This window comes from Ruania suaedae (assembly GCF_021049265.1).
In the GTDB taxonomy this organism is placed as follows: domain Bacteria; phylum Actinomycetota; class Actinomycetes; order Actinomycetales; family Beutenbergiaceae; genus Ruania; species Ruania suaedae.
The window spans coordinates 1,821,401-1,838,581 of the sequence record NZ_CP088018.1 but is presented as its reverse complement, the minus strand read 5'-3'; the positions used below and the strand labels follow the sequence as shown (position 1 = coordinate 1,838,581).

Annotated in this window: 16 protein-coding genes; 14 read left to right on the top strand and 2 right to left on the bottom strand. The window is 71.4% G+C overall.

Annotated elements, in window-relative coordinates; genetic code table 11:
- Positions 1-9 precede the first annotated feature (9 nt).
- The 13 genes from LQF12_RS08530 (at position 10) to LQF12_RS08470 (ending at position 13,167) form a co-directional block, all read left to right on the top strand.
- Entirely contained in the window at positions 10-1,269 is a 1,260-nt protein-coding gene (locus LQF12_RS08530; RefSeq protein WP_231052521.1) for a PrsW family intramembrane metalloprotease, read from the top strand.
- 129 nt (positions 1,270-1,398) lie between these two features.
- Complete coding sequence (pdxS, locus tag LQF12_RS08525; RefSeq protein ID WP_290370670.1) at positions 1,399-2,334, top strand: pyridoxal 5'-phosphate synthase lyase subunit PdxS; 936 nt, start codon at positions 1,399-1,401, stop codon at positions 2,332-2,334.
- A gap of 11 nt (positions 2,335-2,345) precedes the next feature.
- Positions 2,346-2,921 (top strand): NUDIX hydrolase, encoded by a 576-nt coding sequence (locus LQF12_RS08520; RefSeq protein ID WP_231052520.1) that lies wholly within the window; start codon positions 2,346-2,348, stop codon positions 2,919-2,921.
- On the top strand, positions 2,918-3,535 hold the full coding sequence (pdxT, locus tag LQF12_RS08515) for a pyridoxal 5'-phosphate synthase glutaminase subunit PdxT (RefSeq protein ID WP_231052519.1): 618 nt from the start codon (positions 2,918-2,920) through the stop codon (positions 3,533-3,535). The genes LQF12_RS08520 and pdxT overlap by 4 nt, the downstream gene beginning before the upstream one ends.
- 63 nt (positions 3,536-3,598) lie before the next feature.
- A complete protein-coding gene (locus LQF12_RS08510; protein WP_231052518.1) occupies positions 3,599-4,357 on the top strand; it encodes a YebC/PmpR family DNA-binding transcriptional regulator in 759 nt (252 codons plus the stop codon).
- Between the two features lie 54 nt (positions 4,358-4,411).
- The gene (ruvC, locus tag LQF12_RS08505; protein WP_231052517.1) at positions 4,412-5,008 is read left to right on the top strand and encodes a crossover junction endodeoxyribonuclease RuvC; all 597 of its coding nucleotides are present in this window, start codon (positions 4,412-4,414) and stop codon (positions 5,006-5,008) included.
- Positions 5,009-5,073: 65 nt separating this feature from the next.
- On the top strand, positions 5,074-5,685 hold the full coding sequence (ruvA, locus tag LQF12_RS08500) for a Holliday junction branch migration protein RuvA (RefSeq protein ID WP_231052516.1): 612 nt from the start codon (positions 5,074-5,076) through the stop codon (positions 5,683-5,685).
- Positions 5,678-6,706 carry a Holliday junction branch migration DNA helicase RuvB gene (ruvB, locus tag LQF12_RS08495; RefSeq protein WP_231052515.1) on the top strand — a complete coding sequence of 343 codons (1,029 nt, stop codon included), beginning with the start codon at positions 5,678-5,680 and terminating at the stop codon, positions 6,704-6,706. Before ruvA ends, ruvB begins: the two co-directional genes overlap by 8 nt.
- 102 nt (positions 6,707-6,808) lie before the next feature.
- A complete protein-coding gene (gene yajC, locus LQF12_RS08490) occupies positions 6,809-7,237 on the top strand; it encodes a preprotein translocase subunit YajC (protein ID WP_231052514.1) in 429 nt (142 codons plus the stop codon).
- 53 nt (positions 7,238-7,290) lie between these two features.
- Positions 7,291-9,183, top strand: coding sequence for a protein translocase subunit SecD (gene secD, locus LQF12_RS08485; RefSeq protein WP_231052513.1), 1,893 nt, complete (start codon positions 7,291-7,293; stop codon positions 9,181-9,183).
- A complete protein-coding gene (gene secF / locus LQF12_RS08480) occupies positions 9,183-10,274 on the top strand; it encodes a protein translocase subunit SecF (protein WP_231052512.1) in 1,092 nt (363 codons plus the stop codon). The genes secD and secF overlap by 1 nt, the downstream gene beginning before the upstream one ends.
- A complete protein-coding gene (locus tag LQF12_RS08475; protein WP_231052511.1) occupies positions 10,271-10,813 on the top strand; it encodes an adenine phosphoribosyltransferase in 543 nt (180 codons plus the stop codon). The genes secF and LQF12_RS08475 overlap by 4 nt, the downstream gene beginning before the upstream one ends.
- Before the next feature lie 41 nt (positions 10,814-10,854).
- A complete protein-coding gene (locus LQF12_RS08470; RefSeq protein ID WP_231052510.1) occupies positions 10,855-13,167 on the top strand; it encodes a RelA/SpoT family protein in 2,313 nt (770 codons plus the stop codon).
- 11 nt (positions 13,168-13,178) lie between these two features.
- Here the strand turns inward: LQF12_RS08470 and LQF12_RS08465 are convergent, their stop codons facing one another.
- The gene (locus LQF12_RS08465; RefSeq protein WP_231052509.1) at positions 13,179-14,822 is read right to left on the bottom strand and encodes a DUF349 domain-containing protein; all 1,644 of its coding nucleotides are present in this window, start codon (positions 14,820-14,822) and stop codon (positions 13,179-13,181) included.
- Positions 14,819-15,613, bottom strand: a complete 795-nt coding sequence (locus LQF12_RS08460) for a peptidylprolyl isomerase (RefSeq protein WP_231052508.1) — start codon at positions 15,611-15,613, stop codon at positions 14,819-14,821. The genes LQF12_RS08465 and LQF12_RS08460 overlap by 4 nt, the downstream gene beginning before the upstream one ends.
- 197 nt (positions 15,614-15,810) lie before the next feature.
- Between LQF12_RS08460 and hisS the strand changes: the two genes are divergently transcribed.
- Positions 15,811-17,181 (top strand): histidine--tRNA ligase, encoded by a 1,371-nt coding sequence (gene hisS, locus LQF12_RS08455; RefSeq protein ID WP_231052507.1) that lies wholly within the window; start codon positions 15,811-15,813, stop codon positions 17,179-17,181.

Here is a 17,181-nt window from a genome sequence, read left to right as displayed (position 1 = left end):
GGTCGGTCCATGCCGCTCGAGTACCCCCCGGCCCACCGGCCACGCCGCCCGGGTGATATGAGCGGATCTCCCGGGTACACAGCGGCCGGGTACGGGCGGGCCGGGTACGGCGCCGGACCTCCCGGCGCGGTGCCGCCCACGGGGAACGCACCGGTGCCGCAGGTGTGGGCCCCGGGCCAGCGCGTACGCAACCGGTACGTCTTCCAGGTCCTGACCTCGGTGGTGGGCGCGCTCGCCCTGCTCGTCGCACTCGGCTACATCGCTCTCGCCACCGGGTTGGCCAGCACCTCCGTGGCGTTCGTGCTGGCGCTGGTGCCACTGGCGATCGTGCTGGCCGGCGTGCGGTGGCTGGACCGGTGGGAACCCGAGCCGCTGCCGATGCTCGTGGTGGCACTGTTGTGGGGTGCCGGGGTGGCGGTGCTCACGGCACTGGTGCTCAACACCACCGCCATCGCGCTGATCCAGGTGCGCACCGGCGACCCCTCCGCCGCTGACGCCCTCGGTGCCGTGGTGGTGGCGCCCGTGGTGGAGGAGCTCGTGAAGGGCGCGGGGGTGCTGCTGATCTTCCTGGTGCGCCGCCAGCACCTGGACAGTCCGGTCGACGGTGTGGTCTACGCCGCCACGGTGGGCGCCGGCTTCGCCTTCACCGAGAACATCCTGTACTTCTCCAGCAACGCCGACCTCGTCCTCGAGGTGTTTGCCCTGCGTGGGCTGATGTCGCCCTTCGCGCACGCGCTCTTCTGCGCGTGCAGCGGGCTGGCGCTCGGTCTGGCTGCCAGGGCCCGGCGGCGCGGGGCCGTGCTGTGGATGCTCCCGCTCGGGCTTGTCGCCGCGATGGCCCTGCACGCGCTCTGGAACGGCAGCGCGCTCTTCGCGGCGAACTTCTTCGTCGTCTACGCCGCCGTGCAGGTGCCGGTGTTCGCTGCGATGGTGCTGCTGTTGTGGTGGTTGCGCCGCCACGAGGCGAGGGTCATCCGCGCCCGGCTCAGCGAGTACGCCCAGGTCGGCTGGTTCGCCCCGCACGAGGTCGACATGCTGGCCTCGCTGCGGCTGCGCAGCGAGGCCAAGACCTGGGCGACGCGATTCGGGGACCGCTCCCGCCGGGCGATGCGCACGTTCCAGCGCGATGCCACCACGCTGGCCCTGCGGCGGCAGAAGGCCGTGCACGGGCGGCCGGTGCCGCCGCGGCCCACGGAGGTCGAGCTGCTGGAGCACCTGGTCCAGGTGCGGGGCACCATCGCGCGGGCCGCCGCCACCCGCAGTCCCTGACGGCGCCCGGAGGCGAGACGACCGCGCCGGTGAGACGCCCACGCCGGCAGGCACGGCGCCGGTGGCGCCGGCACTAGAATGGCGCCAGTCCCGGCGGCGTCGCCGCCTGCCCAGCTCCGAGAGGCCACCGTGTCAGAGTCCCCGACCGCCCCATCCGTCCCGTCCGAGCCGGGCGCCGAGCAGGCCCAGCACGGCACCGCACGTGTCAAGCGCGGCATGGCCGAGATGCTCAAGGGCGGGGTGATCATGGACGTCGTCACCCCGGATCAGGCGAAGATCGCCGAGGACGCCGGAGCCGTCGCGGTGATGGCACTCGAGCGCGTACCCGCCGACATCCGCGCCCAGGGCGGTGTCTCCCGCATGAGCGACCCCGACATGATCGACGGCATCGTCTCGGCGGTCTCGATCCCGGTGATGGCCAAGGCCAGGATCGGCCACTTCGTCGAGGCGCAGGTGCTGCAGAGCCTCGGGGTGGACTACATCGACGAGTCCGAGGTGCTCACCCCCGCCGACTACGCCAACCACATCGACAAGTGGGCCTTCACCGTGCCCTTCGTGTGCGGTGCGACGAACCTGGGCGAGGCGCTGCGCCGGATCACCGAGGGTGCCGCGATGATCCGCTCCAAGGGGGAGGCCGGCACGGGGGACGTCTCCAACGCGACGACGCACATGCGTCAGATCCGCCAGGAGATCCGCCGCCTCCAGAACCTGCCCACCGACGAGCTGTTCGTGGCCGCCAAGGAGCTGCAGGCGCCCTATGAGCTCGTGCGCGAGGTGGCCGAGGCGGGCCGGCTGCCGGTGGTGCTGTTCACCGCCGGCGGGATCGCGACACCGGCCGATGCCGCGATGATGATGCAGCTGGGGGCCGAGGGCGTGTTCGTCGGTTCGGGGATCTTCAAGTCCGGGAACCCGGCCCAGCGTGCGGCGGCGATCGTGCGCGCGACCACCTTCTTCGACGACCCCGACCAGGTGGCGGACGCCTCACGCGGCCTCGGCGAGGCGATGGTCGGCATCAACGTCGACGACGTGCCCGTGCCGCACCGGCTCGCCGAGCGGGGCTGGTGAGCCGAGCCCTCATGAGCGGCGCCAACCTCGGCCCGGACTGGGAGCGGCTGGCGGACGGCACGGCCTTCCGGCGGGCCGCCCGGGTGGTGGTCCTCGGTGAGGACGGGCGGGTGCTGCTCGCCCGCGGGCACGATGCCGACCGGCCGGAGCGCTCCTGGTACTTCACGATCGGCGGGGGGATCGAGCCGGGGGAGACCCCGCGGCAGGCGGCGGTCCGTGAGCTCGCGGAGGAGACCGGACTGCGGGTGGCACCCGGGGACCTGGTGGGACCGGTCCTGACCAGGCAGGCCTCGTTCGACTTCTTCGCCGAGACCGTCCGTCAGGACGAGGTGTTCTTCCTGGCCCGGGTGCCCAGCGCCGCGGCCGTGAGCACCGCCGGCTGGACCGAGATCGAGCAGGGCTTCATGGACGAGGTGTGCTGGTGGGACGCCGACGAGCTCGCCCGGGTGGACCGGGAGGTGTTCCCGGCCCAGCTGCCCGGATTCGTCCGGCAGTGGCGGGAGGGCTGGGACGGGCAGGTCATCGCGCTGGGACTGCAGGACGAGGGCACCACGATCACCGCCACCGACGGCCGGACGCAATCATGAGCGAGCCGACGATCGGCGTGCTCGCCCTGCAGGGCGACGTCCTCGAGCACGTCCGGGCACTGGAGGCGGCCGGTGCCCACGCGAGCCGCGTGCGCCGGCCCGCCGAGCTCGCGCAGGTCGATGGGCTCGTCCTCCCGGGCGGGGAGTCCTCGACCATCGACAAGCTGCTGCGCCGCTTCGACCTGATGGCACCGCTGCGCGCGGCCATCGCCGCCGGGTTGCCGGTGTACGGGTCCTGCGCCGGGATGATCCTGCTGGCCGACCGGATCCTGGACGGGATCGAGGGCCAGCAGACCGTGGGCGGGCTCGACGTGACCGTCCGCCGGAACGCGTTCGGCCGCCAGGTGGACTCCTTCGAGGAGGACCTGCACGCACCCGCTCTGCGCGCCGGCGAGCAGGACCCACCGATGCGGGCGGTGTTCATCCGGGCGCCGTGGGTGGAGCAGGCCGGTGCGGGCGTGGAGGTCCTGGCCACAGTGAGCACGGGTGCGGCGGCGGGTAGGATCGTGGCAGTACGTCAGGGTGCGCTGATGGCGACGGCCTTCCACCCGGAGATCAGCGGGGACGTGCGCATCCACCGCGCATTCGTCGATCTGGTCCGGGCGCACGGCTGAATTCTCCGCCCCGCACGGCCGTCAGGCCGCGGGGCACACGATGCGGATGCGAGAGGTGAACACATGTCGGGTCACTCCAAGTGGGCGACGACCAAGCACAAAAAGGCCGCGATCGACGCCAAGCGTGGCAAGCTCTTCGCCAAGCTGATCAAGAACATCGAGGTCGCGGCGCGCACCGGCGGCGGGGACCCGGCGGCCAACCCGACCCTCTTCGATGCCATCCAGAAGGCGAAGAAGTCCTCGGTGCCCAACGACAACATCGACCGCGCACTGAAGCGTGGCTCCGGCGAGGAGGCCGGCGCCGCCGACTACGAGACCATCATGTACGAGGGGTACGCCCCCGGCGGTATCGCCGTGCTGGTGGAGTGCCTGACGGACAACAAGAACCGGGCCGCCTCGGACGTGCGCGTGGCCTTCACCCGCAACGGCGGCAACCTCGCCGACCCCGGTAGCGTCTCCTACCTGTTCACCCGCAAGGGCATCGTGATCGTGTCGAAGACCGACGGCATGACCGAGGACGACATCCTCGCCGCGGTCCTGGAGGCCGGCGCCGAGGAGGTCAACGACCTGGGTGAGTCCTTCGAGGTGATGAGCGAGGCCACCGATCTGGTGGACGTGCGCACCGCGCTGCAGGAGTCGGGGATCGACTACGACTCGGCGGATGCCCAGTTCGTCCCCGCCACCCAGATCGAGGTGGACGTCGAGGGTGCGCGCAAGGTGCTGCGCCTGCTCGACGCGCTCGAGGACAGCGACGACGTGCAGAACGTGTTCGCCAACTTCGACGCCTCCGACGAGGTGCTCGCCGCCGCCGAGGAGTCCTGACCCGGCTCGTGTCGCTTCCGGCCCGGTGACCGGTGTCCTGGGAGAGTGGAGGCCATGAGCTTCCGCATCCTCGGTGTCGACCCTGGCCTGACCAGGTGCGGCCTCGGGGTGGTGGACTCCGGACGCGGACGGGGCCTGCGGCTCGTGGACGTCGGGGTGGCGTGCACCTCGCCGGAGGAGCCGGCGAGTGAACGGCTGCGCCGCATCGCCGACGAGATCGAGGCCTGGATCGCACGGCTGGAGCCGGACGCGGTCGCCGTCGAGCAGGTGTTCGCTCAGCACAATGTGCGCACGGTCACCGGGACGGCGCAGGTGGCCGGGCTGGCGATGGTCGCGGCCAGTCGTGCGCAGGTTCCGGTCGCGCTGCACACGCCGAGCGAGGTCAAGGCCGCGGTGACCGGGAACGGGCGGGCCGAGAAGGCCCAGGTGCAGCAGATGGTGCGCCGGCTGCTCGCGCTGCCGGAGGTGCCCCGCCCTGCGGACGCCGCCGACGCGCTCGCGCTGGCCATCACGCACGCGTGGCGGGCCCACGCCGTCGGGGCGGTGCACGAGAGCTCCTCCCGTCAGACGGCGGCGCAGCAGGCCTGGGCGGCGGCCGAGGCACGCGCAAGGACGGCGGGTCGCGGGCGTGGGCGCGCCGTGGGCAGGTAGCCTCGCCCTAGTACAGATGTTCGCTCGAGGTGCGGGAAGCCGCACCGGCGGTGGGAGGAAACCAGATGATCGCCTCGGTCACCGGGCGCGTGGACCACATCGGTCTGGATGCGTGCGTGGTCTCGGCCGGAGGCCTGGGCTACCGGGTGCACGCCACCCCGGGCACCCTGGCGTCGCTGCGGACGGGGACGGACTCGACGCTGGCGACCACCCTGGTCGTGCGCGAGGACTCGATGACGCTGTTCGGTTTCGCCGATGCCGCCGAGCGGGACGTGTTCGAGACGTTGCAGACCGTCAGCGGTGTGGGCCCGCGCCTGGCGCTGGCCATGCTCGCGGTGCTCTCGCCGGACGAGCTGCGCACCGCCGTGGCGATGGAGGATCTGAAGACGCTGACACGAGTGCCGGGCATCGGGCAGAAGGGCGCCCGGCGGATCGTGCTCGAGCTGGGTGACCGGCTGGGCCCGGCGGGCGTGGGAGCCACCAGTGCACCTCCCGTTGCGGCCGGCGGACCGCGCAGCGACGTGGTCGCTGCGCTGACCGGCCTGGGCTGGGCGGTCAAGCAGGCCGAGACCGCCGTGGACGAGGTTCTGGCCGAGAACGCGGCCGCCGGCGGCGAGGACACCGGTGCGGTGTTGCGTGCGGCGCTGCAGCGCCTCGGCGGAGGCGCCCGTGGCTGAGCACGAGGACCAGTTGCTCGCAGCCGAGGCGGACGAGCTCGACCGGGCGGCCGAGGCGGCCCTGCGGCCCCGGCGGCTGGAGGAGTTCATCGGCCAGCCGGTCGTGCGCGACCAGCTCTCCCTCGTGCTCGACGCGGCCAACGCGCGCTCGAAGCCGCCCGACCACGTACTGCTCGCCGGGCCCCCGGGCCTGGGCAAGACGACCCTGGCGATGATCGTGGCCTCCGAGGTCGGGGGAGCGCTGCGCATCACCTCCGGTCCGGCCGTCCAGCACGCCGGCGACCTCGCCGCCATCCTGTCCTCGGTGCAGGAGGGCGATGTGCTCTTCATCGACGAGATCCACCGGCTCGCCCGGCCGGCCGAGGAGATGCTGTACCTGGCGATGGAGGACTTCCGGGTCGATGTCGTCGTCGGCAAGGGCCCGGGTGCGACGGCGATCCCGCTCTCGCTGCCGCCGTTCACGGTGGTGGGGGCCACCACCCGGTCCGGACTGCTGCCGGCTCCGCTGCGGGACCGGTTCGGCTTCACCGCCCACATGGACTTCTACTCCACCGACGAGCTGGAGCTGGTGCTCACCCGTTCGGCGCGGCTGCTCGGCGCCGAGCTGCACCCCGAGGCCGCGGCACAGATCGCCTCACGGGCGCGGGGCACGCCCCGGATCGCCAACCGGCTGCTGCGCCGGGTGCAGGACTGGGCGCAGGTGCGTGGCACCGGCGCGCTGGACCTGGCGGCGGCGATGGCGGCGCTGGAGGTCTTCGAGGTGGACCCGCGCGGGCTCGACCGGCTCGACCGTGCGGTGCTGCGGGCGCTGTGCCGTCAGTTCGGCGGCGGCCCGACCGGCCTGACCACCCTCGCGGTCGCCATCGGGGAGGAACCGGAGACGGTGGAGACGGTAGCCGAGCCGTTCCTGGTGCGGGAGGGCTTCATGGCGCGCACCCCCCGCGGCCGGGTCGCGACCGCTGCGGCGTTCGAGCATCTGGGCCTGACCCCGCCCACGCAGACCGGCGCACTCTGGGAGTGAAGAGCGCCGACGGGGTGAGAAGCCTGGTTGGTCCCCCCGGCCCGGTCACCTACAATCGCTGACAGTCCGTCATCCTCACCCAGTACTGGAGCACCGCGTCTCATGGATCCCACCTTTCTCATCATCCTCGTCGTGGGACTCGGCGCCCTGCTGTTCCTGAACTGGCGCTCGCGCAAGCAGCAGCAGCAGCGACTGTCCTTCCGGGACGACCTGCAGGTGGGCCAGGAGGTGCAGACGATCGGTGGCCTGATCGGCACGGTGGTGCACGTCGAGGGCGATGTCGTCACCCTCGAGAGCGCGCCGGGCACCCACGTGAGGTTCGTCAAGGCTGCCCTCGCGAAGCTGATCGAGCCCGAGGTCACCGACGAGACCGAGGCCACCGACGAGCAGGACGGCGAGGAGACGGCCGAGGTCGGCGAGTCCGAGCACGCCGCCGGCGTCGAGGCCGACCACTCCGAGGACCCCACCCGGCCCGAGGGGTTCGAGACCCGCGACGAGCTCAAGGACATCCGCCGGGACGACCGGATCTGAGTTCTCCCCACCGTCGGACGCCGCGCTCCGGCGCCTGCTAGGAAGAAGTACGAGTGGCTACACGCACCCGGGTCCACCCCGTGCGCACGTTGATCTACCTGGTCCTCATCCTCGGGGTGACGTTCGGGGGCCTGTTCGCCTCCGCCCGCTTCGGCGACGGTGAGATGAGTCCGAGCCTCGCGCTCGACCTCGAGGGCGGCACGCAGCTGATCCTGCAGCCCACCGCCGAGGGCGGTGAGGTGACGGGGGCGCAGATCGACGAGGCGATCCGGATCATGCGTCAGCGCGTGGACGCCGGTGGCGTCGCCGAGGCGGAGATCTCCAGCCAGGGCGGTGAGAACATCGTGGTCGGGCTGCCGGGCACCCCGAGCCAGGAGACCCTGGACCTGGTCCGCCGCAGTGCGCAGATGCGGTTCCGGGTGCTGCTCGCCGAGTCCGGGCCCGGCCCGATCGACCCCTCGGCGCTGGAGCAGGCCGAGGACCCGACCGAGGAGCCCACGGACGAGCCGGCGGAGGAGCCCACCGACGAGCCCGACGCGCAGACCGAGTACACCGACGCCGAGATCGAGGAGGCGGCCCGCGAGGCGGCGGACGAGGACGGTGACGGCGAGATCTCCGACGAGCCGGCCACCGAGCCGACCAGCGCCTCCGACACCGCGTGGATCACTGAGCAGGTGCTGGTGGACTTCTACACGCTGAACTGCCTCGACAGCGCCAACCTCGTCGGCTCGGGGTCCTCCGACCCGGACACGCCGCTGGTGGCGTGCTCGGAGGACGGCACCGCCAAGTACATCCTCGGGCCCTCCGAGCTCTCGGGGACGGCGATCACGACCGCCAACTCCCAACTCTTCACGACCGAGCAGGGCATCGTCACCAACGAGTACGTCGTTGCCATCGCCTTCGACGATGAAGGCGGTGAGGTCTTCGCGGACATCACCGAGCGACTCGCCGGCCTGGCGCAGACCGGGCAGAACCGGTTCGCGATGGTGCTCGACAGCCTCGTCATCTCGGCGCCCAACGTCACCTCGCCGATCACCGGTGGTGAGGCGATCATTCAGGGCAGCTCACAGTCGCCCTTCACCCAGGAGGAAACCCAGTCACTGGCCAACCAGCTGAACTTCGGCGCGCTCCCGATCGTCTTCGAGGTGCAGAGCCAGGATCAGATCTCGGCCACCCTCGGTGACGAGCAGCTCGAGCGCGGCATCCTGGCCGGGCTCATCGGCCTGGGGCTGATCGTGGTCTACTGCCTTGTGCAGTACCGGGGCCTGGGTCTGGTCACGATGGCCAGCCTGCTGATCGCCGGTGCGATCACCTACGGGGCCATCACCGCGATGTCCCAGCTGATCGGCTACCGGCTCTCGCTCGCCGGGGTGGCCGGACTGATCGTCGCGATCGGTATCACCGCCGACTCCTTCATCGTCTACTTCGAACGGATCCGGGACGAGGTCCGCGAGGGCCGGCGGCTCGAGGACGCCGTCGAGCTCGGTTGGGCCCGTGCCCGGCGCACGATCCTCGCCTCCGACGCGGTCAACCTGCTCGCCGCCGTCATCCTGTACGTGCTCGCCGTGGGTGGGGTACGCGGTTTTGCCTTCACGCTGGGGCTGACGACCTTCATCGACGTCGTCGTGGTCTTCCTGTTCACGCATCCGGTGATGCAGCTGCTGGTGCGGACGAACTTCTTCGGCCAGGGCCACCGGCTCTCGGGGCTGGATCCACGTCACCTGGGATCGGAGGTGCCGCTCTACCGCGGTCGCGGCCGGATCCGTACCGGTGGCGAGGCGTCGGGTGCGACGATCGCCGAGCGTCGGCGAGCCGCCGACCTCGCCGCCCGCGAACAACAGACCGGCGACGGCAGCGAACCCGGCCCGGACAGCACGGACGGCACGGGTCCGACGGATCGGGCCGAGGCCACGAGTGGCCCGGGTATGAAGGACGGTGAGCGCTGATGGCCAGCTTCGCACGGTTCGGCAACGACCTCTACACGGGCCAGCGGTCCTTCGACATCGTCGGTCACCGGCGCCGCTGGTTCATCGCGGCAGCGAGCCTGCTCATCCTCGCGGCGCTCGTGCTCGGCCTGCGTGGACTCAACCTCGGGATCGAGTTCACCGGCGGATCGCAGTTCACGATCTCCGGGACGCAGAATCCCCAGGAGGACCTCGCGCACGAGGTCCTGGACGATGTTGGCAGCGACCAGGTGGCGCGCGTGACGATCGTGGGCGGTGACACCGTGCAGGTGCAGACGGGCGAACTCACCGATCTCGAGACCACCGAGACCGCGGCCGAGCTCGCCGACGCCTACGGCGTGCCCGCCGAGGACGTCACGTCCTCCTTCGTCGGCCCGTTCTGGGGCCAGGACGTCACCACCAAGGCGTTGCAGAGCCTGGTGATCTTCCTGGTGCTGGTCAGCATCGTGATGGCGCTGTACTTCCGCCGGTGGACGATGGCGGTCGGCGCGCTGGTCGCGCTGATGTTCGATGTCATCCTGACCGTGGGCGTCTATGCCGCCATCGGCTTCGAGGTGACCCCGGCCACGGTGATCGGGTTCCTGACGATCCTCGGGTACTCGCTTTACGACACCGTGGTGGTCTTCGACAAGGTGCGCGAGAACACGGCGAGCCTCTCGGAGCAGACGCGCTTCACCTATGCCGAGGGTGCGAATCTGGCCGTGAACCAAACCCTGGTGCGCTCGATCAACACCTCGGTGGTGGGCGTGCTGCCGGTGGCGGCGATCCTCTTCATCGGGGCCCTGCTGCTGGGCGCCGGCACGCTGCGCGACATCGCGCTGGCCCTGTTCATCGGCATGATCGCCTCCACCGCCTCCTCGATCTTCCTCGCCACGCCGCTGCACGTGCTGCTGGAGTCGCGCCGGCCGACGGTCCTCGAGCACAGTGAGCAGGTCAGGGAGCGCCGGGAGGGCGTCCTCGCCGCCGCGGCCGTGGGGGAGAGCGCCGAGCCGACGGGCACCGGGGGTCTGGTGGCAGGCGGCCACCAGGGGCAGGCCGCCCAGCCGCGCCGCAAGCGGCGGACCCACGGATGACGCCGGTGCCCGTCTCGGACGGGCTGAGCGAGCTGATCCGCTCCCGCGTGCGGGACGTGCCCCGATTCCCGCAGGAGGGCGTCACCTTCCGTGACATCACGCCGCTGCTCTCGGACGGCACCGCGTTCTCAGCCGTGATCGGGCACCTCGCGGACGTCTTCAGCGGCGCGGTCGATGCCGTGGCCGGGATCGAGGCGCGCGGATTCCTGCTCGCCGCCCCGCTGGCCTCGGTGCTGGGCTGCTCGCTGGTGACCGTGCGCAAGGCCGGCAAGCTGCCGCCACCGGTCCACACCCAGGAGTACCGGCTCGAGTACGGCTCGGCCACGATCGAGATCCCGGCGGATGTCATCCGGCCCGGGGCCCGGGTGGCCGTGCTGGACGACGTCCTCGCCACCGGCGGGACGGCGGCCGCGGCGTGTGCCCTGCTGGAGCGAGCCGGTGCGACGATCACCGGGCTGGGTTTCCTGCTCGAGCTCGGCGATCTCCAGGGCCGCAGCCGCCTGCCGGGCCGTGACCTGCACGCCCTCGTCACCTACTGACCTCCCGACGCCCACCGGCGCAGCGCGCGTAGGATGGGCGGATGAGCGAGGACGTGGCCCAGCAGCAGGCCGCTGCGGGTGAGCGCCAGGTTCCTCCTGCGCGCCCGCGGTCCCGGCTTGCCCGGTTCGGCGCGCGCGCCGGCACTCCGGCGGCCCTCGACCCGCTCGTCTCGGTGGTCCGCAGCAACCACCCCAAGGGTGACATCTCGCTGATCGAACGTGCCTACCGGGTGGCCGAGCGTGCCCATGCCGGCCAGCAGCGCAAGAGCGGGGACCCCTACATCACCCACCCGGTCGCGGTGGCGACCATTCTCGCCGAGCTGGGCATGACCCCGCCGACGCTGGCCGCGGCCCTGCTGCACGACACGGTCGAGGACACCAGCTACTCGCTGGCCGATCTGCGTCAGGACTTCGGGGACGAGATCGCGGTGCTGGTCGACGGCGTCACCAAGCTCGACAAGGTCCAGTACGGCGAGGCAGCCCAGGCCGAGACCGTCCGCAAGATGGTGATCGCGATGGCGCGCGACATCCGTGTGCTGGTGATCAAGCTGGCCGACCGGCTCCACAACGCACGCACGTGGCGCTACGTCAGCCCGGCGTCGGCCTCGCGCAAGGCCCGCGAGACGCTCGAGATCTACGCCCCGCTTGCCCACCGCCTCGGCATGAACACCATCAAGTGGGAGCTCGAGGACCTGTCCTTCGCCACGCTCTACCCGAAGGTCTTCGACGAGATCGTGCACCTGGTGGCCGAGCGGGCACCGGCCCGCGAGGAGTTCCTGACCACGGTGCGCACCCAGGTGGCCGAGGACCTGAAGGCGGCCAAGATCAAGGCGACCGTGACCGGGCGTCCCAAGCACTACTACTCGATCTACCAGAAGATGATCGTGCGCGGCCGGGACTTCGCCGACATCTACGACCTGGTGGGCGTGCGGGTGCTGGTGGACTCGGTGCGCGACTGCTACGGCGCCCTGGGCGCCCTGCACGCGCGGTGGAACCCGGTGCCCGGGCGGTTCAAGGACTACATCGCCATGCCGAAGTTCAACATGTACCAGTCCTTGCACACCACCGTGATCGGGCCCACCGGCAAGCCGGTCGAGATCCAGATCCGCAGCCATGACATGCACCGCCGGGCCGAGTACGGCGTGGCCGCGCACTGGAAGTACAAGGAGAGTGCACGCTCGGGCTCCCGGTCGGCCGCCGAGGTGGATGCGATGCCCTGGTTGCGCCAGCTGGTGGACTGGCAGCGCGAGACCGCCGATCCGGGGGAGTTCCTGGACTCGCTACGGTTCGAGATGTCGGGTGCGGAGGTGTACGTCTTCACCCCCAAGGGTGACGTCCTCTCCCTGCCGAGCGGCTCCACTCCGGTCGACTTCGCCTACGCCGTCCACACCGAGGTGGGCCACCGGACCGTCGGGGCACGGGTGAACAGCCGGCTGGTGCCGCTGGAGTCCACGCTGGAGAACGGTGACACGGTCGAGGTGTTCACCTCGCGGGCCGAGGGCGCGGGACCGAGCCACGACTGGCTGAGCTTCGTGAAGTCGCCCCGGGCCCGCAACAAGATCCGAGGGTGGTTCAGCAAGGAGCGGCGCGAGGAGGCCGTCGACAGCGGCAAGACGCTGATCGCCAAGGCCATGCGCAAGCAGAACCTGCCCATGCAGCGGCTCCTGAGCCACGACACGTTGCTGACCGTGGCCGACGAGATGCACTATCCCGACGTGACGGCGTTGTACGCCGCCGTCGGCGAGGGGCACGTCTCGGCCGCGAATGTCGTCACCAAGCTCGTGGCCACCCTCGGCGGTGAGGACGGCCACGAGGAGGATCTCGCCGAGATCACCCGGCCCGGCTCACCGGTGCGGCACCGCCGCAGCGGCGACCCGGGGATCATCGTGCCCGGGATGGAGGCGGGCGAGACCTGGACCAAGCTGGCCAAGTGCTGCACACCCGTGCCGGGGGACCCCATCGTCGGGTTCGTGACCCGTGGTGCCGGGATCTCGGTGCATCTGGCCGACTGTGGCAACGTCGAGGCACTGCGCCGCCAGCCGGAGCGGATGATCGATGTGGAGTGGGCATCCGGCACCCAGGGTGTGTTCCTGGTCCAGATCCAGGTGGAGGCGCTCGACCGCAACGGGCTGTTGTCCGATGTCACCAAGGTGCTCTCGGAGAACCACGTCAACATCCTCTCGGCGACCGTGGCCACCTCGCGCGACCGGGTGGCCATCTCCAAGTTCGTCTTCGAGATGGCCGAGCCCTCGCACCTGGGTCATGTGCTGCGGGCCGTACGAGGGATCGAGGGCGTCTTCGACGTCTTCCGCACCACCGGCTCGCGGGCGGACGGTCCCGTCAGCACGCCCTAGTCGCGGCGCCGTCAGCGGGCGTCGTCGGCGGCCCGCAGCACCTGCTCCAGCCACGCCCGGCGGGCGTCCAGCGCCTCCGAGGCCGCCTTCACCGCGCGAGCATCACCCGAGGTCTCCGCCTTGGCCAGGTCGGCCTCGAGACCGGCGATCGACTCCTCCAGCTGGGCGGCGGCCCCTTCGGCGCGGGCCTGCACGCGGGGGTTCTTGCGGCGCCACTCGGCCTGATCGGCATCGCGGATCGACTGCTCCACCGCACGCATCCGTCCCTCGACCCGCTGGACGTCGCCGCGAGGCACCTTGCCCGCGTCCTCCCAGCGCTCCTGGATGTCGCGCAGCCGGGCCTTCGCCTCCCGCAGGTCGGTGACCGGCACCAGCGCCTCGGCCTCCTCCAGGAGGGCGAGCTTGACCTCGAGGTTCTGCCCGTACTCGGCGTCGACCTGGGCGTTCTGGGCGTTGCGCGCCTCGAAGAACCGGTCCTGGGCGCCGCGGAAGCGTGCCCACAGGGCGTCGTCCTCCTTGCGGGCGGCCCGGCCCGCGGCCTTCCATTCGGTCATCAGGTCCCGGTAGGCCAGCGTGGTGGGGCCCCAGTCGGTGGAGGAGGAGAGCGCTTCGGCGCGCGCGATCAGCTTCTCCTTGGCGACCTTCGCCTCATCGTGCTGCTTGTCCAGCTCGGAGAAGAACTGACGGCGCTGCTTGTCGAAGGTGGAGCGTGCGGCCGCGAAGCGCTTCCACAGCGCGTCCTCGGTGGGACGGTCCAGGCGTGGCCCGGACTTCTGGGCCTGCTTCCAGGTGTCGAGCAGATCGCGCAGCGTCTGACCCTGCGCCTTCCACTGCACCCGGGAGGGATCCATCGCGGCGATCTGCTCGGCCTGCTCGACTACGGCCGTGCGCTCGGCCAGCGCCTGGGCCTTGGCCTCCTCGCGTTCGGCCTGCACCTGCCGGCGGCGGTCCTTGGCCGCCTCCTTGAGCTCGGCGAACCGCGCGCGCAGCCCGTCCAGATCGCCGACGGCGGCCGGTTCGGCCAGGGCCTCGGCGAGGCTGTGCTGCGTCGCGTCCAGGTCCTTGACGCTGAGCTGGGAGATCCGGGCCGCGAAGAGCTCGACCTGCGCCTTGAGGTCCAGGTAGCGGCGGATGTACAGCGCCAGCGCCTCGGCCTCCGGCACGTCGGGGAACTGCCCGACGACGCGCTCGCCCTCACCCTCGCGCACGTGCACGGTCCCGTCGGGGTCGACGCGGCCGAACGGCGTGGCCGCGGCCACCTCCGCCGGGTCCATCGGCGGTGCCGTCGGGTCGGTGGTAGGCACCGTCGGAACCGCCCCCGCGGGGGATGCGGGCGCCTGGGCACCCGGCGTGCCGGGCACCTGCGGGCGGGGACGGGGGGCCATCGTGGCCGGCGTGGGGATGGCGGAGGGCTTGGGCACCGTCGCGGGGGTCGGCGTGGCCGGCGCGGCCTCCGCCGGCGCGGCCTCCGCCGGCGCGGCCTCGGCCGGGGCGGCGTCCGGCGTGGCGTCGGCGGTCTCCTCCGGGGCGGCCTCGGGCTGCGGAGTCGGCGCCGACTCCACCGTCTCGGCCATCTCGGCGGTCTGGGTGGTCTCTGCCTGGTCGCTGCTCACGGCGTTCGCCTCGTCCTGGTCGTGGGCGTGCTGCTCGGTCACTGGATGTCCACACTCTCGATGATCACGTTCTGGGCTGGGCGGCCGTCCGGTCCACCGTCGATCGTTCCTGCGGCGCCGATCTGCGCCAGGATCTCCAGGCCCTCGGTCACCTCACCGAACACCGTGTAGCCACCGGCCTCGTCGCTGGGCAGGGTGACCTCGTCGAAGACGAGGAAGAACTGCGAGCCCATGCTCTCGCCGTCACCCGGGGTCCGCGCCATCGCGAGGGTCCCAGCCGGATAGACGTCGTCGCCCGGGGCGTTCTCGATCGGACCGAAGGAGTAGCCCGGGCCTCCTGAGCCGGTGGCCGTCGGGTCTCCGCACTGCAGCAGCGAGTCCGGCAGCAGCCGGTGACAGCCCGTGCCGTCGAAGTAGCCGTCGCCGGCGAGCATGAGGAAGGAGGCCACCGCCTGCGGGGCCTGCTGCCCGTCCAGGGTGACGGAGATGTCGCCCATGTTCGTGCCGATCACCGCGTCCCAGCTGGTGTCGAGGGAATCACTGGCAGGGGGAGCGGACTCGTAGCTGCGCGGCTCGGTGGTCGGCAACGGCTCAGCAGAGTCGCCCTCGGCGGTCGGCTCCGCCGTCGCGGTGGGAGTCTGGTCAGCCTCGGCCGGCTCCTCCTCGCGGCGGTCCAGCACCACGAGGGTGATCGCCACCGCCACGAGCACGGCCACCACCACCGCCGCCACGATGCGTCGCTCCCGAGCGACCCGTGCGGCGCGCTCCTGCCTCGCCGCACGCTTGGCGTACCGACGACGAGCCTGTTCGCGCTCCCGCTTGCTCGGGGACAATCCGGTCTCCTCCTCGTGGTGGCGGATGCGTCACCGCACCGTCCCGCGTCCGACCGCGCGGGCACACGGTGGCGATTGTAGAGGAGGGTCAGTGTTCATCTTCGCGCTGACGTGCCCCGACGCGGTCACGGGATGGTCACATCTGAACGGATCGCCCGCGTGCCGGTGTAGCGAGCGGCGATGGAACAATGGCGGGCATGGCGCGCATCTCACCCCTGTCCGGTTTCCCCGAATGGCTCCCCGAGGGGCGCGCCGTCGAGCACGCCGTGCTCGAGACGGTGCGGCACACCTTCGAGCTGCACGGGTACGCGGGCATCCGGACCCGGGCCGTGGAACCACTCGAGCACCTGCTCAGCAAGGGGGAGACCTCCAAGGAGGTCTACGTGCTGCGCCGCCTGCAGGCCGAGGCCGAGGACACCTCCGACGGCGCCCACGACAGGTCGCTCGGCCTGCACTTCGACCTCACCGTGCCCTTCGCTCGCTACGTGCTCGAGAACGCGGGCCGGCTGCAGTTCCCCTTCAAGCGCTACCAGGTGCAGTCGGTCTGGCGTGGTGAGCGCCCGCAGGACGGGCGTTTCCGTGAGTTCACGCAGGCCGATATCGACGTCGTGGGCTCCGGCGAGCTCGCCTTCCACCACGAGGTGGAGGTACCGCTGGTGATGGCCGAGGCCTTCGAGCGCCTCCGCGAGCTGGGCGTGCCTCCCGTGCGCATCCAGGTCAACAACCGGAACGTGGCGCAGGGTTTCTACGAGGCGATCGGCCTCGCCGACGTCGACGGCGTGCTGCGCACGATCGACAAGCTGGACAAGATCGGCCCCGATCGCGTGCTCGCGACCCTCCAGGCGGAGAACGGCGCCTCACCGGACCAGGCACAGGCCTGCCTCGACCTCGCCTCGATCTCGGGCACGGATGCCTCGATCGCCGATCGGGTGCTCGCGCTCGGGGTTCGCAACGACCTGCTCGAGGAGGGACTGACCGAGCTCGTCGCGCTCGTGGAGGCCGCCCAGCAGCGCGTGCCGGGCACGGTGGTGGCGGACCTGCGGATCGCCCGGGGCCTGGACTACTACACCGGCAGCGTCTATGAGACCACCCTGGTCGGTCACGAGCAGCTGGGGTCGATCAGCTCCGGCGGCCGTTACGACTCCCTGGCCTCCGACGGCAGCGCCACCTACCCCGGGGTCGGCATGTCGATCGGGGTCACGCGCCTGGTCTCGCGGTTGCTCGGTGCGGGCTTGGTCGCCGCGAGCCGTGGCGTGCCCACCGCCGTGCTGGTCGCCGTCACCGACGAGGCGTCCCGCCCGGACAGCGACGCCGTCGCCGCGGCGCTGCGCGGGCGGGGCATCCCCACCGACGTCGCGCCCTCGGCGGCGAAGTTCGGCAAGCAGATCAAGTTCGCCGACCGGCGCGGGATCCCGTTCGTCTGGTTCCCCTCGGCCGAGGGTCACCAGATCAAGGACATCCGCAGCGGCGAGCAGGTCGAGGCCGACCCTCAGGCCTGGCAGCCGCCGGCGGCGGACCTGTGGCCCAGGGTGGGCCCTGCTGGTCCTGCCGACTCAGCGACGGACTGA